Annotated in this window: 24 protein-coding genes; 12 read left to right on the forward strand and 12 right to left on the reverse strand. The window is 37.5% G+C overall.

Annotation, left to right across the window (positions count from 1 at the left end):
• Positions 1-38: 38 nt before the first annotated feature.
• Both JNUCC25_RS03760 and JNUCC25_RS03765 read right to left on the reverse strand, forming a co-directional pair.
• Positions 39-872: an OmpH family outer membrane protein gene (locus JNUCC25_RS03760; RefSeq protein WP_013055445.1), complete on the reverse strand. Its 834-nt coding sequence runs from the start codon at positions 870-872 to the stop codon at positions 39-41.
• 138 nt (positions 873-1,010) lie between these two features.
• The gene (locus JNUCC25_RS03765; RefSeq protein WP_013055446.1) at positions 1,011-1,745 is read right to left on the reverse strand and encodes a BMQ_0737 family morphogenetic spore coat protein; all 735 of its coding nucleotides are present in this window, start codon (positions 1,743-1,745) and stop codon (positions 1,011-1,013) included.
• Between the two features lie 261 nt (positions 1,746-2,006).
• On the opposite strand from JNUCC25_RS03765, the gene JNUCC25_RS03770 reads away from it, so the two are divergent.
• From JNUCC25_RS03770 to JNUCC25_RS03790, 5 genes are all read left to right on the forward strand, one after another.
• Positions 2,007-2,399, forward strand: coding sequence for a hypothetical protein (locus JNUCC25_RS03770; protein WP_029324779.1), 393 nt, complete (start codon positions 2,007-2,009; stop codon positions 2,397-2,399).
• A gap of 67 nt (positions 2,400-2,466) precedes the next feature.
• Positions 2,467-2,637 (forward strand): hypothetical protein, encoded by a 171-nt coding sequence (locus JNUCC25_RS03775; protein ID WP_171843210.1) that lies wholly within the window; start codon positions 2,467-2,469, stop codon positions 2,635-2,637.
• A 61-nt stretch (positions 2,638-2,698) separates the two neighbouring features.
• Entirely contained in the window at positions 2,699-2,878 is a 180-nt protein-coding gene (locus tag JNUCC25_RS03780) for a hypothetical protein (protein ID WP_029324780.1), read from the forward strand.
• An 87-nt stretch (positions 2,879-2,965) separates the two neighbouring features.
• Positions 2,966-3,097 (forward strand): YjcZ family sporulation protein, encoded by a 132-nt coding sequence (locus JNUCC25_RS03785; RefSeq protein ID WP_078081470.1) that lies wholly within the window; start codon positions 2,966-2,968, stop codon positions 3,095-3,097.
• 133 nt (positions 3,098-3,230) lie between these two features.
• Entirely contained in the window at positions 3,231-3,488 is a 258-nt protein-coding gene (locus tag JNUCC25_RS03790; RefSeq protein ID WP_013055449.1) for a stage VI sporulation protein F, read from the forward strand.
• A 47-nt stretch (positions 3,489-3,535) separates the two neighbouring features.
• On the opposite strand, the gene JNUCC25_RS03795 is transcribed toward JNUCC25_RS03790, so the two are convergent.
• The gene (locus JNUCC25_RS03795) at positions 3,536-3,907 is read right to left on the reverse strand and encodes a M48 family metalloprotease (RefSeq protein WP_306471709.1); all 372 of its coding nucleotides are present in this window, start codon (positions 3,905-3,907) and stop codon (positions 3,536-3,538) included.
• A gap of 5 nt (positions 3,908-3,912) precedes the next feature.
• On the reverse strand, positions 3,913-4,323 hold the full coding sequence (locus JNUCC25_RS03800; RefSeq protein ID WP_228540970.1) for a M48 family metalloprotease: 411 nt from the start codon (positions 4,321-4,323) through the stop codon (positions 3,913-3,915).
• An 86-nt stretch (positions 4,324-4,409) separates the two neighbouring features.
• Between JNUCC25_RS03800 and JNUCC25_RS03805 the strand changes: the two genes are divergently transcribed.
• Positions 4,410-4,583, forward strand: coding sequence for a hypothetical protein (locus JNUCC25_RS03805; RefSeq protein WP_155727962.1), 174 nt, complete (start codon positions 4,410-4,412; stop codon positions 4,581-4,583).
• A 117-nt stretch (positions 4,584-4,700) separates the two neighbouring features.
• Here JNUCC25_RS03805 and JNUCC25_RS03810 read toward each other — a convergent pair whose 3' ends face one another.
• Positions 4,701-7,019: an ATP-dependent helicase gene (locus tag JNUCC25_RS03810; RefSeq protein ID WP_078081471.1), complete on the reverse strand. Its 2,319-nt coding sequence runs from the start codon at positions 7,017-7,019 to the stop codon at positions 4,701-4,703.
• A gap of 385 nt (positions 7,020-7,404) precedes the next feature.
• On the opposite strand from JNUCC25_RS03810, the gene JNUCC25_RS03815 reads away from it, so the two are divergent.
• Complete coding sequence (locus tag JNUCC25_RS03815; RefSeq protein ID WP_029324782.1) at positions 7,405-7,656, forward strand: hypothetical protein; 252 nt, start codon at positions 7,405-7,407, stop codon at positions 7,654-7,656.
• 76 nt (positions 7,657-7,732) lie between these two features.
• On the opposite strand, the gene JNUCC25_RS03820 is transcribed toward JNUCC25_RS03815, so the two are convergent.
• From JNUCC25_RS03820 to JNUCC25_RS03840, 5 genes are all read right to left on the reverse strand, one after another.
• Complete coding sequence (locus JNUCC25_RS03820) at positions 7,733-8,410, reverse strand: DUF421 domain-containing protein (RefSeq protein WP_029324783.1); 678 nt, start codon at positions 8,408-8,410, stop codon at positions 7,733-7,735.
• 89 nt (positions 8,411-8,499) lie between these two features.
• Positions 8,500-8,934 (reverse strand): GNAT family N-acetyltransferase, encoded by a 435-nt coding sequence (locus JNUCC25_RS03825; protein WP_013055454.1) that lies wholly within the window; start codon positions 8,932-8,934, stop codon positions 8,500-8,502.
• Between the two features lie 5 nt (positions 8,935-8,939).
• Entirely contained in the window at positions 8,940-9,452 is a 513-nt protein-coding gene (locus tag JNUCC25_RS03830) for a YjcG family protein (protein ID WP_013055455.1), read from the reverse strand.
• Positions 9,453-9,534: 82 nt separating this feature from the next.
• On the reverse strand, positions 9,535-10,260 hold the full coding sequence (locus JNUCC25_RS03835; protein WP_013055456.1) for an alpha/beta hydrolase: 726 nt from the start codon (positions 10,258-10,260) through the stop codon (positions 9,535-9,537).
• Between the two features lie 162 nt (positions 10,261-10,422).
• The gene (locus JNUCC25_RS03840) at positions 10,423-10,809 is read right to left on the reverse strand and encodes a hypothetical protein (protein WP_029324785.1); all 387 of its coding nucleotides are present in this window, start codon (positions 10,807-10,809) and stop codon (positions 10,423-10,425) included.
• A 172-nt stretch (positions 10,810-10,981) separates the two neighbouring features.
• Here JNUCC25_RS03840 and JNUCC25_RS03845 point away from each other — a divergent pair, with 172 nt between their 5' ends.
• Positions 10,982-11,518, forward strand: coding sequence for a phosphatidylglycerophosphatase A family protein (locus tag JNUCC25_RS03845; RefSeq protein WP_013055458.1), 537 nt, complete (start codon positions 10,982-10,984; stop codon positions 11,516-11,518).
• A gap of 125 nt (positions 11,519-11,643) precedes the next feature.
• Here JNUCC25_RS03845 and JNUCC25_RS03850 read toward each other — a convergent pair whose 3' ends face one another.
• Both JNUCC25_RS03850 and JNUCC25_RS03855 read right to left on the reverse strand, forming a co-directional pair.
• Complete coding sequence (locus JNUCC25_RS03850) at positions 11,644-12,123, reverse strand: GNAT family N-acetyltransferase (protein WP_013055459.1); 480 nt, start codon at positions 12,121-12,123, stop codon at positions 11,644-11,646.
• A 169-nt stretch (positions 12,124-12,292) separates the two neighbouring features.
• A complete protein-coding gene (locus tag JNUCC25_RS03855; protein WP_013055460.1) occupies positions 12,293-13,138 on the reverse strand; it encodes a MurR/RpiR family transcriptional regulator in 846 nt (281 codons plus the stop codon).
• A gap of 150 nt (positions 13,139-13,288) precedes the next feature.
• On the opposite strand from JNUCC25_RS03855, the gene gnd reads away from it, so the two are divergent.
• The 4 genes from gnd to JNUCC25_RS03875 all read left to right on the forward strand — a co-directional run bounded on the left by gnd (position 13,289) and on the right by JNUCC25_RS03875 (position 19,158).
• Entirely contained in the window at positions 13,289-14,188 is a 900-nt protein-coding gene (gnd, locus tag JNUCC25_RS03860) for a phosphogluconate dehydrogenase (NAD(+)-dependent, decarboxylating) (protein ID WP_013055461.1), read from the forward strand.
• A gap of 25 nt (positions 14,189-14,213) precedes the next feature.
• Complete coding sequence (gene gntK, locus JNUCC25_RS03865) at positions 14,214-15,755, forward strand: gluconokinase (RefSeq protein ID WP_029324786.1); 1,542 nt, start codon at positions 14,214-14,216, stop codon at positions 15,753-15,755.
• Positions 15,756-16,033: 278 nt separating this feature from the next.
• Positions 16,034-17,560 carry an NCS1 family nucleobase:cation symporter-1 gene (locus JNUCC25_RS03870; protein WP_013055463.1) on the forward strand — a complete coding sequence of 509 codons (1,527 nt, stop codon included), beginning with the start codon at positions 16,034-16,036 and terminating at the stop codon, positions 17,558-17,560.
• A 269-nt stretch (positions 17,561-17,829) separates the two neighbouring features.
• Positions 17,830-19,158, forward strand: a complete 1,329-nt coding sequence (locus JNUCC25_RS03875; RefSeq protein ID WP_029324788.1) for a GntT/GntP/DsdX family permease — start codon at positions 17,830-17,832, stop codon at positions 19,156-19,158.
• Positions 19,159-19,246: the final 88 nt, after the last annotated feature.

Raw genomic sequence — 19,246 nt, forward strand, 5'->3', positions numbered from 1 at the left:
TTAAAAGACATATTGAACATCAATATGTCTTTTAATAATTAAGGGAAATTTAGCACGACTTTATTTAAAAAAGGAATGCCTTCTTGCCACTCTTCACTATAGAAAAAGCCTTCGAGAATAAATGAGGTCGTATCAGAGGATAGAGGAATAACTACTTGGAAAGAGTCAAATAGTAATTTGTCCTTTGGCTTTAATGATGTTTGCTTAATAGGTTTGATCCAATACTCACCGTCATGTTGAATTTTTTCGTTCCATTTTGGATGAGCGTAGCGCCATTCTAAAGAAGAAGATGGAATACTAGAAGCTTCAATGCTTTTCTCATCAACAATCTTCCCGCTTAATGTGGACGAAGCGACGGGTTTCATCTTTAAACAGAGCACGGGAGAGTGTAAAGTACTGCTCGTTTGATTTTGAATAATTACGTTGCCGAATATCATCAGCTCTCTTTCACTTTGTTCTGGCAGCAGTATAGAATGTTGAAAAAAACAGAGGATATCACTCTTTTCAAACCTTTCTACGGGCTTTTCTACAACCTTTTCGATTATTTTTTCCACGATCTTTTCTTCAATAACCGGCTGTTTTCTTGATGCCTTCTCTCGAAATGCTTCGGCAATAATTTTTTGTTCGGAAAGCTCGTTTCTCAGTAAATCCAGCTCTCTTTCTAACCCTTCAATTTCTACTTCTTTTTCAGATGTAGAAAGCGTCTCAGCGTGTTTTTTCTTCCAAAATGATGTATTTTCTTTTTCTCGCTCTAAAGCTCGTTCATAGCTTTTTAATTGGTTTTGCACGTGCCGAATTTCCGATTTATAGTGAATGAGCTTTTGTTTTAATTGAGTTAAATCATCTTTAGGAGAAGGGGAGTTACGACTCATCTACTAGTCTCCTTTCCTGCTGAGCTATGAACCAGCTTTGTAAAACAGAGCTGCTCACAGCAGTTTTATTTATATGTATGCACAAAGCTTGTAAACGATGAAAAAAGAGGAGAAATATTCTCCTCTGAGGTTATCCAGTTAATCAAAGTCACTTTCAAAGTCACTTTCGAAGTCACTTTCATCAGAATCACGATAAGGTCTTCCAGGGAAGATAGCTTCACACTGAGGTGGATATTCAATCGGTGAGAAACCGCTGCTTGTAGAAATAACTTCGGGGCGAGGATAACAGAAGCTTCCTTCTACTTCAATCTTAACATCTTTTTCAATTTGCACACTTAGACCTAACACAAGGTCGAAGCTTAGCTGCTGTAAGTGAATGTCTGATAATCTAATAGAACCATCAGTTCCTTCAAAAGAATCAAGGTGTACAACAGGTTCTGTTCCTTCAGGTGCGCAAAGATAGAATGTTTGATGTATTTTCCAAGGAATAACACTAGATTCGACATCGCTGTATTTATGATGTCCACCTAAATTAATTAACCTAATTTTATAAAAACCGCTAATTGATAATTTTACTTCATGAAGAATAACAATTTCTCCGTCTGGTAAAATGACCTTCTTAGGTTTGCGACCACCTTGTGGTACAAGCTCAATTACATGATCGAGCGCCTCTTCATCAGAAACGTCTACCGAGTGTCCTTTACTATCAGTTAAAATAACTTCTACTTCTACATCATGGCCTAAATCTTCAAGCGCCTCTTCATCAAATAGTGAAGCGTCATTAGTAAAGATTTGTGGCAAAACTACTTGACGTCTGACCCAATCGTACACTTTAGGTACGCGGATACACAATGCTTCAAAATGTTCTCCCATTTTTAAACCTCCTAATTGTAATTGTCCTTCCTTTACGCTGTTCGTTACTAGGTATCGGACTACTATAGTGTATGAATGACTTACTTTTATGTTCCTTAGTAAAAGCGGAATTTATAGCAATAATTTCTGGATGAAGCGAGCATAAAAAATGAAGGAAATAATAAACTCAATTACAGCATATTCATGTTAGTAAAAAGTGTTATTCATCTTTAATTGATTTTCAGAGGTTTGTGCATTGTTTATAATGAAGGAGTGAGCAGCATGAGTGAGGAAAAAGTGAAACAAAAGATCTCTTCATTAAAGTCAGAGCTGGCTTTTTATAAGGAAGAATATCAAAAGTTCAAGCACCAAGAATTTGAATATGAAGATATGAAAGAAGAGTTAGCTGAATTAAAGGAAAAGCATGAACAAGAAAAAAGAAAGCTGCAAGAAAAAATAGATTGGCTTAAGGCATGTGTCAATGAACAAAAATCAAAAAATGAACAGTCTATTGTGCAGTATGATGATCATGATCATGCACGAGAAACGATTCAGGAGCTAGAGAGCAGGCTGGGAGAAGTAACAGAGCAAGAAAGGGTGGAAGCACCAAGAGCAAGGAAACCAAAAAGCAGCACCGATTTATTTTTGTCTATGCAGCGTAAAATGGACAAATAAGAGAGAACGTCTTTCTTTAGTCCTGAATATAATGTTATAGATAGGATGCTGTGAAAAGGAGGGAAACATGATGTATTATAATTATAATCCTAATCAATACCCTCAGCCACTGCCTTATCATCCACAACCTATGACAAAGCAATCGGTGAAGAAAGATCAGTCTATTTCTAAGCCAGTTCAGTACCCTTCTCCCAAACAAGATGGTTGCGGCTGTGGTTCAAAGTTACCAAAGCGATAAGCTCCAGAAGCATTGTCACCCTGACAATGCTTTTTTACATATAGTGAAGAGAGGTGTAAATATGCCGGATTTTTTTGATGAATTTGAACGGTTTTTTGAACAGCATATGATGAGAGAGCATCAAAACAGAATGAAAGAAGTAGAAAAAGCAGAAAAGCAGATGAATCAGCAAGAGAGGAAGCTGCAGCAAAATGTAAAAAAACTTGATGAGCAGGATGCTGAAGATCCGTTTGGACAATGAAATTTACAGAGAACAGTTGAAAAGCCCATACGAAATCATGTGATTGAACATACAGTATAGAGAGTCAAACATAGGGGGTGTAATATTATGGGCTGTGGATTCGGAGGATACGGCTACGGTGGTTGTGGTTACGGTGGTGGCTACGGCGGTGGTTTTGCGTTAATCGTTGTATTATTCATTCTATTAATTATTGTTGGTTGTGTTTGTTTTTACAATTAATCCCTTCTATGAATAAGGCACCGAAAAGTGCGGGTGAAGCTTTACTCGCACTTTATTTTTTTATTAAATGTAAAGGGCACCATCTAGGCACATGGTGCATACGATGAAGTATAAATAAAGGAGGTCATGCAAAATGGATAATAATATGTTTAAAAATATAGAAAAGAAAACAGGCGTTAATATGAAGGATATTTTTGAACTTGCAAATTCTGTACAAAATGCTAATTTTAAAGATGAGCAAACGGTGCGTAATATTGTGAAGCGAGTAGCACAAATTGCGAATAAGCCAATTTCAAAACAAAAGGAAGAACAAATTGTTAAGGCGATTGCAAACAATAATCAATCCATTGATTTTGCGACCATCGCTAAAATGCTAAATGAGAAAAAATAATTTAATGTTTTTATATAAAGCCCTGACACGTCAGGGCTTTTTTCCATTTATGCAATTTCATTTGTTTGAAACGCGTTAGAATCAAGATCAAACAGTTCCGGATGCTGTGCTAAGTAATTAATTTCTTTAATACGATGAGCGATAGGGGGGTGAGTTGAAGTAGCTTGATTCAACCACATAAAAAAACCTTTTTCTTGTGAGTGCGTATGAACAAATTCCTCCTGATTTACTTTTTTATTTAGACAATGACCAACCGCAAGTATAGTGAGTGCTTGAGTGGCAGCTTTTGCATCACCAATCGCAACGGTAGCTATGCGATCACACGTATATTCACAGGCCCTAGAGTAAGCTTTTCCTAAAAAAGGAACCCAAAGAGCAGGTAGAATAAGTGAGTGGTAGAGTGTATGCTTACGTTTGATATGAACTAATTCGTGGCAATAATAAAAGAAAGGTCTTTTTCTTGATTATCTTCAATCATTTCAACAATGTCCGAGTATAAAACGACAAAGTGTCGTCCAAAAAAACGTGTAGCAAACGCGTTTAACAAGCCGCCTGATTGAACAATATAAATATCAGGCAGCTCCAAATCCAGCTCTGAAGATAACTGTTTTGCCTGATGATAAGTGTGCGGGAACTGCTTTTCTGTCAATCTAACTCCATTATTGCGAATTTGAGCAATAGAGAAGCCGTGGAGTATAAATGTAATTAAAAAACCAATTACAAGGTAGATAATACCAATGAGTGAAATGATTAAAAAGAAATAGGTTAATAAGCTGATAACCATACACAGAATGAAAAAAATCTTTTCATTTTCATGAATAAGCTTTGTGTTCAATAATGGAGCCCCCTAAAATATAGTAGTACAGTACATAACGTAGTGTAACGCATCTATTTATGAATATCTACCTCTTGGTGGAATATTTGGTTAATAATAGAAGTTTAGACGTAACGAAATCAATCCAATTTAAAGACGAGCCAATTGGGTACATGAGCTTGTGTGAATCATTTGTTACACCGCTGTTGATTTCTGTGCAAGGCTTTGCTTTCCGCTGGAGTCTTCGCCTCACCCTCCAATCAACAGCTAGAAGCAACTAAACATATTAAATCTACATTTATATGACAATAAAAAATACGAACCGTTAATCAATAATTCTGATTAACAGTTCGTACTTCAATTTAACTAAAATACTTTTGTCCCAGCCTCTTTTTCCTTTATACTTTTTTTATAAACGACTTCAGGAATCTTGAAGGATAAGCAGTTTTACCTCTTCTAGTTTGCGGAACAGATAAGTAAAGTGAATTCTGTGCACGCGTCATTGCTACATATAAAAGGCGGCGTTCTTCTTGAAGCGGCACATCATCTCCGCCTCGATAAGCTTCGAGTGCATAATCATGAGGCAATCCGCCATCTACGCTGCTCAGTACGTATACATGCTTATATTCAAGACCCTTTGCTCGGTGAATTGTGGTTAGCTGAATACTTTCATTAAATTGCTTGCTTAAAGCTTTCATCTCTGTGTTCATGGCAATCATATGATCCACATGCTCTAAAAGTTCAGGTACGGTTTTGAATTTACGTGCTACAACTTTTAAATCCCGCACGTCATCCGAACCTTTTTCCATCATATTTCCTTCATTTCCGCGTTTTTTGACAAAATCATCGAATCCCATATCTTTAGAAATCGTCTCAAGTGCCAAAGAAGGAGACATTGATTTTAGCGACTTGAATAAAGGAATTACTTTCTTGAGCTTTTTTTGCTGAAACGGTTTTAAATCTTGAAGATATTCAAGTGCATCAATAAATGTACCATCATGAAGAATACTTGCTGCTTTTAAGTCATTGACTGCTGTTTTCTTTAAAAAGAGTGCGTTTACTAAATCTTGTAGCGAACTTGCGTCATTTGGATTCACGCTCAAGCGTAGAAATGAAAGTAAACTTCGAACCATTCGTCTTTTATAAAACGAATCCGCATCTTGTTCGATTGAAAATGGCAGGTTTGACTGCGATAAACGTTCAAAGATGGCGCGTGAAGAAGCGTGAGTTCGGTACAAGACCGCGAATTCAGTTGGAGAAGCCCCTTGCTTAATCTTTTCTTTCATATCCGTTACAATCATTGTTGCTTCTTCTTCTTCGTCGTATGGAAAGAAGAATGTAGGTGGCAACTCATTATCAAACTGGGCAGCCATTTCTTTTTGTCGTCGCGCTGTATTTCGTGCAATGACTTTATTAGCGGAAGAAACGATGGCGTGAGCTGAACGATAATTTTGGTTTAACGTAATAACAGTTGTATTAGCAAAATCTTTTTCAAAGTTTAAAATGAACGAAGGGTCGCTTCCGCGGAAAGCGTAAATTGATTGATCATCATCTCCTACGACACACAAGTTTTTAGAGTCTTCACTTAGCATTTTCATAATTTTATATTGAACTTTATTGATATCTTGAAATTCGTCAATTAAAAAATAGCGAAACCTTTTTTGATAACGAGTTAGTAAATCGGGATTTTGTTTTAGCATTTCATAACATCCATACAGCATGTCATCAAAATCGAATAGCTGTTTTTGCTTTTTGACTTCTTCATAGCGACGATATAAAAAGTGCACATCTTGTTCCCATTTGTCCTTTGGGCGAACGTCTTTCACGCCAACAAGCGTGTTTTTCCAATAGCCGATTTGCTGAAGTGCCTGATCAAACGGAAAATCTTTTTCATCCACGTGGAGCTCTCTTGCTGCTTCTTTCACAATCTGTTCTTTTTGCCAATCCCATTTTAGCAGGCGGTCCATTTGCCACGCTTGAGGATTATGATGAACAATCATACGTAAGAAAATGCTGTGAAAAGTTCCAACTAGCATTTGACGAAGATGTAAGCCGGACATCTTTGGGTATGTAGCCAATCGTTCTTTCATTTCTTTAGCTGATTTAGCCGTGAAAGTCACCAGCATAATGGATTTTGGATCAATTTGTTTTTCTTGTATCATATATGCGGTGCGAGCTGTTAATACACGCGTTTTTCCGCTGCCTGCACCGGCTAGAATAAGGAGCGGTCCTTCTGAATGTGTAACAGCTTTCCATTGGTTCGAATCTAATTCAATACCGCTCTCTTTGAATTCATTTAAATAAGGAGAGTCAGAGTGTTTAGGAACAGCTGGTTTTAAGCGAAAAGCAGGAACACTTGAAAAAGGTGCGGAAGACCTCCATGTCGCTTTCTCTTTTACAGTTGAACTTTTCTCACCAATAGCCCGTCCTTTAGGAATACGAAATCCATTGGTTTCTCTGTATTCAGCCGGATTTTCTTTTATTTGTTGCACAGCTGTTGTTTCTGATAGTGTGTCTGAACACTCTTCTCTTTCATGGGGAACTTGAGCATGATAAAAGTAAGGAGAATGCTCAATCCCCAGATATAATTTAACTGGTTCTCCGCAGTGAGCACACGTTATTTCTCCTCGAAGACTAGCTTCATATAAATATTGAAATCGGTCTCTAGCCGTTATAGCAAGATTAAGTATCTGATTTTGATAAAGTGCACGTTGCAAAAAACATGGCCTCCTTTTTAAAACATGAATAATCAATAGTAAATAGTAAATAAGAGGGAGTTAAAGCAAGAAGCCGCTCTCGTTCTACATCGATATAGATGTGTGTATACGCACAGTTTTTGTTTTATAGTCAAAGTCTATCATATCAAAATCACCTTTTTTTAAAAAGAGCACGGATATTTTTGGAGGGATAGGATGTAAAAAAGGGTATATATTGAATAAGACCTCGCATATGTTCAAAAAAGGCGGTATAGATACAATGCGTCATCTGTTTTGAACAAGTCTAAAGTAGAGGATTTAAGTGAGCTGTTTCAATTTCGATACTTCTTGAGAAAAATACTGAGGTCTGGGAGTAGAAGGTATCTTGAAAAAGAGGAGGGTTCATATGGGATATATACTGCCCGTCACGCCTTATCAATCTATTCAATATGCAAATCGCCTTCAAAAAAATAATGCTTCTTTTTCAAATCGTATTTGGCCTATTGAGAAAAAAAGCTTTGACGAAGAGTTTGAATCGCGTTCTCACTCACTGGAATTGACGCCAAGTTCAGTACAAAAGCGAAAAAAGCTTCAAGCAGCAGAGCGTGTATACAGCAAGCTGACAAATAAGGGCCTAGTGATTAATACACGGGCATAATAGAAAAAATCGTGAACGCAGCAGAATAAATGCGCTCACGATTTTTTCACAAAGTAATGAACAAGTAAAAAACACCTTAGTAAGATTCAATAAAAAGAGTACTGCCCTGCTGCCATTCAGCATAAAGCACCTGTTTATAATCGGTAAATCCCTGTTTTTTCAACTGTGTCTTTAGCCAGTCTTCATCAAAGCCTGACTGAATCAAGTTTTTCAAAAGCAAACGTCCATCACTGACGAAGGCGATAGATAAAACAGGTTCAGAAGGAGGGAGCTGCAGGTCGCTTCTTGTTGGCTTAGCATAATCAGATTTTGGCAATACGCTTAGTGATCCATCTGTTTCTAAAATCGCATATTCAACTTCACGAATGGAAAATATGTCTTTTGAACGAAGCATATGAAGAAGCTGATCGATATCTAATCGATTTTTGCTAAGTTCTTTGTACGAAATTTTCCCTTTTCGAATAATAATAGATGGCCGTCCTTCTAAAAACAAGCGCAGGCGAATATTTTTTTGAGTAACAACTTCGGTGACATAAATAAGCGCTCCCCAAAAGATAACAGCAAATAAAATTTTGCCTATTCCTACTTCTGAGTCATATAACGCATTTCCTACTAACTCTCCTAATACAAGAGCAGAGATAAAATCAAAAGTGGTAAGCTGAGTGATCGTCGCTCTGCCTAAAAATTTAGTTAAAATAAACAAGCAGATAAATCCGATAAAGAGTTCTAGTGCAATTCCGATAAGTTCATCCATATTTTCACCTAATTCACATGATTAGGTATTAGTATAAGCAAAGCGAAGGTTCTTATCCTTTAAAAAAGCAAAAACACCAGGTTCAATTCCTAGTGTTTTTTACTTAGTTTCTTTACCATCTCTACATGTGGAATTCCAGCATCCATAAATTCACCTGAAACCGTTACGTAGCCTAGCTTTTTATAAAATCCTTCCGCATGCGTTTGAGCATGCAGCTTAATCTTTTCAATCTCATGCTCCGCTGCGAGCTCTTCTAACTTATCCATCAAAAGCTTTCCTACACCGTCTTTTCGATAAGAAGAAAGAACGCAGATCCGTTCGGCTTTTCCATAGTCCTCTACCATACGGAAGCGTCCTGCACCAATTGGTGCAGTTCCTTTGTATACAACTAAATGCAGGGCTTCAGAATCGTATTCATCGATTTCTTGCTCTACATCAACCTGCTGTTCTTCTACAAATACTTTTTGACGTACGAAGTAAGCATCAGAATGATCTTGTTTGTTCGTTAGTACCTTGATGTTCACGTATCTTATCCCTTTCCAAGACGAAATGTTTCAAACACAGTCCATGTTTCATTTTCAAGCTGGTACATTAAATGAAAGCGATCCACTGTTTCTTCATGAGCGACATCCACAAGTTTCAACTGGCTATACACATCTAAGTGCTCATCATCTGAAAGGCGTTGACCAATTGTAATATGTGGAATAAATGAATATTCAGTTGGCTGTTCAAGATTGCCTTCATGAAGTTTATTGTAAAGTGACGTCAGTTCTGGCTTTTGTTCCACTTTTAAGTAAATAACGTTATTGGCTGGTGAAAATGAGCTTACTTTCGTTACATTTAATGTAAATGGATTTGTTTCTTCGGCAATTTTACGCAAGTTAGCCGCAATTTCATCAATTTGGTCTTCTGTAGCTTCAAAGACTTCTTTTAATGTAAGATGAGGCGGAATTAATGAATAGTGAGAATCATAGCGCTTTCGATAAGAATTCGCTACATCTTGCAATTTTTTAGATGGAAAAAGTACAACGCCAAATTTCATAAAAAATCCCTCCAAAGTAAGATCATAAAATATGTATAAAGCGAGCTTATTATAACAAATTTTCAAAAAATATGATATCTTTCTACTTCAACATATATTGAAGCGACCGCTTTACGTCTTTTTGCCAGTATTTCCACGTATGATTTCCATTAAATTCTTCGTAGAAAACAGAATATCCACGCTGCTTCATTTGTTCGTGCAACAGGCGGTTAGGCTCAATAAAATTCAATATACCATCTTGTGTTGTTTTGACAGCCGTTTCTTCAGTTCCAATAACATGATACAAATCCAGAAGTGAAGGAGAAGCAAATGAGTTGACCGTTTGTAATACAGCATCGTTCACGAAAGGAGAATGCATAATTACTTTCCCGAACGTGTGAGGATACGCAATGGCCGTCAGCAGTGAAACTGTAGCAGCAAGCGAATCACCAATTAGAACACGTGATTTTCCCATTTGATATGTAGGATATGTTTTATCCAAAAATGGCACAAGTTCATGTGCTAAAAAGCGAATGTAAGCATCTACTTGATTTCCTTCTGGATGATACTTATCACGTCTGTCTTCCACGCTTTTATATGGAATTCCAACAAAAATAGTACGATCGATTTCCGACTCGTTCATTAAATCATCAATTAAACGAGGTGTCCGTCCGTACATAACATAATCTTTTCCGTCTTGGGCAATAAGTAAGGAATACTTATAGAGCGTAGAATAGTTTGACGGCAAATAGACTAGTAACGTGACATCTTCTTGCAGTGCGTCACTATAAAAAGAAATTTCTTCTAACTTCCGCTTACTTTCTGACATGAATAATCGACTCCTATGCATTTGAATGAAAGCGTTACCTTTATTGTAACACATTTTCTAATAACCGTTCTTTATTTTATTGTAACGAATTTTTTAGCAAATGACGAGAAAGAGGCATGTGTCATTAAAAAAGCGCTTCAGAATCGACTGAAGCGCTTTTGGTTAATCTAATTTTTTCATTTTTTTAAACATAGCTTTTTCCGCTTGGCTGGCTTTTTCTAGCGGCTTCTTCGTATATTCTTCTTCTTTTTCATCAATCGAAACCAATTCTGTGTCATTTTTTACATAACTTCGGATATTGCGAGCACCGAAATAGCCGTTTACATCTTCTAAAATAGGCTTGTTTTCTTTTTGATCATAAAGAGTATATGAATTCTCTTCCTTAACGATAGCGTAGTGATTCCCTGCTAGAAGAGCTACGGCTTCTTTTTCGCTTTTTCCAAAAGTAGACATGAGAAACAGAACGATTAAGACGATAAAGAAAAGGGCTGTTGCGCCAATGAAAAATAATAATAAGCCTCTGCTAAATTTACTTTGTTTTTCTTCCACAGTAGACAAACCTCCTGATTAGATAATTTCATTATAGCAAGTAAATGTAATGAACGCCTAAAGAGATATGTGACGAGTTTATGAACTCAGGCAGATGAACAAAAAAGGTTTTTAGCGCCTCTCATCGAATTTAGTATAAAGAGAGACAACAACTTGAAAAGGAGAGAGAGACATGACAGCGAAAAAAATCCCAACGAGCAAAGAAGTAGCAAAGGCAACATTTGATTTGCTAGAAGAGCGTGGCGTAACAGTTTTGGATATTGCTGAAATTGTGTATGATTTACAGCTTCCTTATCATCCAGCTCTAACCATTCAGGAATGCGCTGAAAGCGTAGAAAGAGTACTGCAAAAGAGAGAAATTCAGCATGCGCTTCTAGTTGGAATCGAACTTGATAAGTTAGCTGAGCAAAATAAATTATCAGAACCTCTTCAAAGTATTGTAGAACAAGACGAAGGGTTGTTTGGTGTTGACGAAACGATTGCTCTTGGTGCCGTTTTAACCTATGGCAGTATCGCTGTGACGACCTTTGGCTATTTAGATAAAGTAAAAGTAGGCATTATTGAAAAGCTGGACTGTAAAAAAGAAAAAGGAGTTAATACCTTTTTAGATGATTTAGTAGCGAGCGTAGCTTCTAGTGCGGCAAGTCGTTTAGCTCACCGTCAGCGTGATGAACAAGAACAGCTGCAAGAAGGCAATCCGGCTACGTAATAAACTTCTTTTAGTATGTATATAAGCTGCGTAAATTAACGCGTCGAAATGATTTAGTCTTTTATTTGAATAACGGAGACTAGGCACGTATCACCTACGTGTCTAGTCTCCGTTAATAGAACGATTTATGGCTGTAGTGAAGTAGTCATAAGGTAGCTTAAGTTTTTCAGCCCCAGACTTTCATAAAAAGCACGTGCTTTCTCGTTAAATGCCCATACGGTAAGCTGGAGGTCATTTGCTCCTTTTTGTACAGCCCACTGTTTTGTAGCAGAAAAAAGACCTTTTCCGACGCCATAATTTTGAAAGCCTTTCTTAACGCCAAAATATTGGATGTACGCTGTGTAGGAAAGAGGAGCTAATGTGGTGGGAGGGTTATATTTTAATTCAACAACAGACGCCCCAATAATTTGATTTCGATATTGAGCTACAAGAATATCAATGGTTGCATAATAAAGAGTAGCTTGATATTGTTCCGGAGATAAAACAGCCATTTGATTATCAAACATAGAAGGAAGCGCATTTGCGTGGAGTTCTAGTGATTCCCCTAATATTTTATTTACTTCTGTATAATCATCTAGTTTTGCAGTGCGATAGATAATATCCATACACACTTCACCTACTTTTTAAAAGTTGTGCTTTATCATATGTAGTAACTTAGAAAATGTTAAATGAGAATTAAAACCTGAAAATTTTAAGCGAAGAACTGCACTAAACAGAGCATATATTCTATGCTCTGTTTGGTGTTATAGTTGAAGAATATATAAGGGCGAAACATTAAATTCTAGTTTCAGCAATGGCATCGCGTACTTTTTCAAGCGAGTGTTTAGAGGCATCTTTATTCGCAATCATTACATTAACGTACAAAGCATCAATGAGGCTTAGCTGTCCAATTCTCGAGGCAAGAGCTTCAGATCGATATTCTGTTTCTTCTGAACTCGTATAAAGAGAAACATCGACATTTTGGCTTAATGGAGATTTTGGAAAACCCGTAATACCGATCGTTTTGGCACCGTTCGCTTTTGCTGTATTTAAAATGTTCATCGTGTCTTTATTTGTTCCAGAATGAGAAATCACTACCGCTACATCCTGTTTTGTTAATTGAGAAGCGGACATAAGCTGGAAGTGGGAATCAATAAATGCAAACGTTTTAATTCCTGTTCGAACAAATTTATGAAAAGCATCCATAGCCACTACGGAAGAACCGCCCGTGCCATAAAACTGAACTTTATCCGCCTTCATAAGAAGTTTAACGGCTTTTTCAATAGCGTTGCTTTCTAGTATTTGTAATGTATTTTCAAGCGTTCGCACATTGGAGCGAAAGATTTTTTCAGCAATCGTTTTTTCATTATCCGTTTCAGCAATTTCCTCGTGAATCTGCTGAATAGGCGTCATAATTTCAGCAGCCAGCGCTATTTTCATCGCTTGATAGCCCTTGAAGCCAATTCGTTTACAAAAGCGAAAGACTGTTGCATCAGCTACATTTAAATCGTCTGCCACTTCGTTAATGGTACTGTGAATAATTTGTTCCGGCTGTTCTAAAATATAATTTGCTATTTTTTTCTCTTTTTCACTGAATCTAGCATAGTGAGAACGAATTTTTCCTAAGCAATTTTGCGTCATAACTGATGTTCCTTTCCACGAATTTAGTAGTAAAAAGAGTATAGCACAAAAATATGAGTGAAAAAAATTTTCTTGTAAACGATTGCAAAATGAAAAATAATTCGTATAATGGAGGTAATGTGAAATTTTTTTTCAAAGGGAGTTTGTAAAATGAAAATTGGATTAATCGGTTTAGGAAAAATGGGATATAATTTATCATTAAATTTAATGGACAACCATCATGAAGTAGTAGCTTATGATGTAAATAAAGAAGCGGTAGAAAAACTTTCAAATGAAGGAGCAACTGGCGCCTTTACTGTTGAAGAGTTAGTCAATGAACTTCCTCTTTCACCTAAAGTTGTATGGATTATGGTTCCGGCTGGAGAAGTAACGGAAAATGTTATTACAGAACTAAAAGAACTTCTGTCAGAAGGAGATATTATAATAGATGGAGGAAACTCTAATTATAAAGAATCTGTTCGACGTGCTCAGGATCTTCAGGAAAAAGGTATTTACTTCTTTGATGTAGGGACAAGCGGCGGAATGGAAGGCGCAAGAAATGGAGCGTGTACAATGATCGGGGGAGATGCGGAAGTATTCCGTACAATTGAACCAATTTTTAATGATATTTGCGTAGAAAATGGATTTATGTACGCAGGTAAAAGCGGAAGCGGTCACTTTTTAAAAATGGTTCACAATGGTGTAGAATATGGAATGATGCAATCCATTGCTGAAGGATTTGAAGTTCTGGAAAAAAGTCAATTTGATTTCGACTATGAAGCCGTAGCACGCGTTTGGAATAACGGATCTGTTGTTCGTTCTTGGTTGATGGAACTAACGGAAAATGCGTTTTCAAAAGATCCTAAACTAGACAGTATTAAAGGAGTCATGCAGTCTTCTGGCGAAGGGAAATGGACCGTAGAGACTGCTCTTGATCTTCAAACGGCAACTCCTGTTATTGCTTTATCGCTAATGATGCGCTATCGTTCATTAGAGGAAGATACATTTACAGGAAAAGTTGTAGCAGCACTTCGAAATGAATTCGGCGGCCACGGTGTTGTAAATAAGTAAAGTAGTAAAGTAGGGGGACAGCAGCATGAGCAAAAAATATGCAATAGGTGTAGATATCGGAACAACGAGTACAAAGTCTGTATTGTTTTCAGTAGACGGTACAGTCATTGCAAATCATGGGATTGAGTATCCATTATACTCGCCGACGCCCGCGATGGCTGAGCAAGATCCTGAAGAAATTTTCCAAGCAGTTGTACGTACAATTCAAACGGTTGTAAAAACGAGCGATGTAAAACCTGAGGATATTTTATGCGTTTCATTCAGCTCAGCTATGCACAGTGTTATTGCCGTTGATCAGCAGGGAAAACCGCTGACAAAATGTATCACGTGGGCAGATAATAGAAGTGCAGAATGGACGGAAAAAATTAAAAATGAATACAATGGTCATGAAATTTATTTGCGTACGGGTACGCCTATTCATCCGATGTCGCCGCTTTCCAAGCTAACATGGCTTTCTAATGAACAGCCTGAATTAGTGAAGGGAACGCATAAGTTTATTTCGATTAAAGAATATGTATTCTTTAAGTTGTTTAACGAATATGTTATCGACTATTCGATTGCATCAGCAACGGGTTTGTTTAATCTGAAAAATCTTGCGTGGGATGAAGAAGCACTTAAAGTAGCAGGTGTTACAACCGATCAGTTATCTACTCCTGTTTCAACAATGCATCAGTTAAAAGGGTTAAACCCAGAGCTTGCAGTTGACATGCATTTACTTCCGGATACGCCCTTTATTGTAGGTGCAAGTGACGGTGTATTATCAAATTTAGGCGTAAATGCAATTGAACCAGGCGTTGTTGCTGTGACAATCGGGACAAGCGGAGCTATTCGAGCAGTGACTGACAAGCCAGTAGTCGATCCTAAAGGTCGTATTTTCTGTTATGCGTTGACAGAAGACCACTGGGTAATTGGCGGCCCAGTAAATAACGGAGGTATGATTTTCAGATGGGCTCGCGATCAGTTTGGAGCGTCTGAAGTAGAAACAGCTAAACGCCTTGGAAAAGATCCGTATGAAGTATTAACGGATATTGCGGCTTTAGTGAAACCGGGAGCGGACGGCTTATTGTTTCATCCATACCTTTCAGGAGAGCGTGCGCCGCTTTGGGATGCAAATGCTAAAGGTTCATTCTTTGGCCTAGGTTTGCATCATAAAAAAGAACATATGATTCGTGCTGTATTAGAAGGCGTTATTTTTAACTTGTATACAGTATTATTGGCACTTGAAGAGTTAATTGGAGAGCCTACAAAAATTCAGGCAACAGGCGGATTTGCACGTTCCTCACTTTGGCGTCAAATGATGGCAGATATCTTTAACCAAGAAGTATCCGTGCCGGAAAGTTTTGAAAGTTCATGTCTAGGAGCAGTTATCCTTGGCTTATATAGCCTTGGCGAAGTTGACTCATTAAACGTTGTTTCTGATATGGTTGGAGCGACTAATCATCATTATCCAATCAAAGAAAACAGTGAAGTATATAAAGAGTTAACGGCTATCTATATTCGTTTGGCTCGCTTATTTAAAGAAGAATACGAAAGCATTACGGCTTTTCAAAAAAAATATGTACATTAAGTTTAAAAATCATCGCTTGAAGTTTTCAAGCGATGATTTTTTGTGTGTTAGGTTATCTAACAACAAAAAGAGTTGACACTACACAATATATAAAAGTTCCCTCAAATAATGTTACAATTTGTCCAGTGTATCCCCGTTTCGCATTAAATATAATAAGGGATAACGTTAGTATTTATCACATACTAGAAGGAATCGTCACAAACGCCTTTATATTTCAGAAAATTCAAACAAAATTTGTTTTTTGGAATGAACTTATTTTATGAAAAGGGGTTTTATGGATGAAAACACAAATTGAGCAAGATGGAATTGTGACGCTCACAGATGAGACGCACAACCAGCTGAGCGGCAGTGACCTTTGGAATGAGGATTTACGTCCGACTACGATGAAAGAGCATTCTTGGAAAGGAGTTAACTTTGCCACGCTTTGGATTGGGATGTGTTTGTGTATTCCAGCTTACACAATGGCGAGCGGAATGATGACGCTTGGAATGAACTGGTGGCAAGCAATTGGTACAATCTTTTTAGGAAATGTTATTGTTCTTATTCCTATTTTGCTTAATTCTCACGCTGGAACCAAGTTTGGCATTCCTTATCCAGTATTTGCCCGCCTGTGGTTTGGAGATAAAGGAGCACATATCCCAGCACTGGCTAGGGCCATTGTGGCTGCTGGGTGGTTTGGAATTAATACATGGATTGGAACGGAAGCAATTGATACGCTCCTAAGCGCTTCGTTTTCGTCTTGGAACGGTTTAGCTGGTCATACAGCCATTGTATTTGCTCTTTTTTGGCTTTTAAATGTAGGAGTAGCATATAAAGGACCGCAAGCGATTAAAGTGTTAGGAGCGATTGCTGCTCCGGTTATTGGTATTTCAGCTATTATTCTTTTTATATGGGCTTATACAAACTCGGGAGGGTGGGGCCCCATTTTATCTACGCCTTCTAAATTTACATCAACCAGAGAATTTCTAGCCGTATTTTTCCCAGCTTTAACGGGAGTTATTGCATTTTGGGCGACGCTCGCTTTGAACATTCCGGATTTCTGTCGATATGCTAGAAGTCAGAAATCTCAAATGGTTGCACAAACCTTCTCTTTACCGTTGACAATGAGTATTTTTTCATTTATTGGGATTGCTGTTACCTCAGCAACAATCGTTATATTTGGAGAAGCTATTTGGGATCCAGTGGCCTTAGTAGCTAAATTCCCTCCGTTTATCATTTTCTTAGGAACAATCGTTATCGTGCTTTCTTCTTTAACGATTAATGTGGGAGCAAATATCGTCGCGCCAGCTCGTGCAATTGAGAATCTGAATCCAAAGAAAATCACGTTTGCGATGGGGGCGCTAGTGACCGGTATTTTTGCTATTTTACTTCAGCCATGGTACATCATGTCTAATTTCGGGAACTATATTTTCGGCTGGCTTGGAACATACGGAGCGCTGCTTGGCCCTATAGACGGCATCGCCATTGCTGACTACTGGCTTGTAAGAAGGAGACAGATGGCATTAAAGGATTTATATGAGGTAAACGGTCGCTACAGTTATTCAACAGGTTTTAATAAAAACGGTATTTATGCATTAGTAATTGGCGTGGCCATACCCGTTTTAGGCTTACTGATTCCTGGACTGCGCTTTTTATGGGATAATGCCTGGACATTTGGTCTATTCATTTCTATCATCGTTTACACGTATCTCATGAGAGGAGATAAAAGCGTATTAGCGCCGGGGGAATATGAAGAAATAACGTTAAAAACAAGCGAAAAACCGATTATTGACAGTCAAACGGCTGATCCAACCATCACCAAATAAATAAGATGAATCCAATCATTAACATGATTGGATTTTTTTATGTGTTAAAATTGTATGGAAGAAAATTGATAAAATTTTTTTGAGTTTTTTTGTTGATTTAAGAATTTTTTTTTCATATAATTTAAGTAATAAAAAAATGAAATCGTTTTCTAAAATAATTGATGTAAACGATTTCGATAATTGGAACTTATTTTTAAAAAATTCACAGGGTGTAGAGCTTTTTTGCTACATAGAGAAAGCGTTTACTTAAAGGGAAGGTGGAAAGCAAGATGGATGCATACTTATTAGCTATTACAGTTGCCGCAATTGTTATTGTTATTGTAGGTGTTTCAGTTTTTAAATGGCATGCGTTTATTAGTTTAACGGTTGCGAGTTTGTTTTTGGCAATTGCTTCTGGGTTATCAATGGATAAAATTGTTGGCGCTTACGAAACGGGAGTGGGCGGTGTTTTAGGCCACTTAGTAGGAATTTTAGCGTTGGGAACAATTTTAGGTAAGCTGATGGCCGATTCAGGTGCCGGCATGCAGGTAGCGGATTATTTCGTAAGAATATTCGGTGTGAAAAGACTGCCATGGGCGATGCTAGTAGCAGGTTTCATTATTGGTATTCCTGTTTTCTTCGAAGTAGGAATTTTAATTCTACTGCCTTTAGTTATTTCCATTCATAAAACGACAAAACAAAATATATTATTGATTGCTCTGCCGGTTATTGCAGGATTATCAATTGTTCACGGTCTCGTTCCTCCTCATCCAGGAGCGATGGCAGCTATTAGTATTTACGGAGCAAATACGGGGAAAGTGCTTTTATACGCATTAATCATTTCAATTCCAGCTGCAGTTATCGCTGGACCAGTTTTTGCAAAATGGATTCACAAACGAGTGATTCCAGAAGGAGAACCTGATCTAATTCGTATTACGACAACATCAAAAGATCTTCCTGGTACAGGCGTTTCATTCTTTGTCATTTTACTGCCCGTTCTATTAATGGTCTTAGCAGCTATAGCACCTGTTATTAACGGATTGCCAAGCGGCGTAGTGAAGTTTGTAGAATTAATAGGAAGTCCATTAATTGCACTTTTAATTGCTTGTTTTGCAGCGTTTTACCTGCTTGGAAAACGTCAAGGTATGACAAAAGATGTGATTAAAAAACTAACGGAAGAATGTTTGCTTCCTGTAGGATCTATTGTCTTAATTATTGGTGCAGGGGGTGGCTTCAAACAAGTATTAATCGATAGCGGAGTAGGTACAACGATTGGTCAAATGTCTGAACATCTATCTCTATCACCACTTGTGCTTGCATTTTTAATTGCTGGATTAATCCGTATTGCTACAGGTTCAGCAACAGTTGCATTAACAACAGCGGCTGGTATTGTTTCACCAATCATTGAGCACATGTCCGGTGTTAACTTAGAACTGCTTGTTATCGTTACGGGTGCGGGTTCACTAATGTTCTCTCACGTTAATGATGCTGGCTTCTGGATGGTGAAGGAGTATTTAGGATTAACAGTGAAAGAAACGTTCAAAACATGGACCGTTCTGGAAACGCTTCTATCCTTTATTGCTTTTGCAGGAGCACTTATTCTAAATGCATTAATTTAAAAATAAGACTCTTTTACTCTATGTAAAAGAGTCTTATTTTTTTATGAAAGAAAAGAATTTACAAGAAAAATAATCAAAATATTTTATT

It is taken from the genome of Priestia sp. JNUCC 25 (assembly GCF_053667915.1).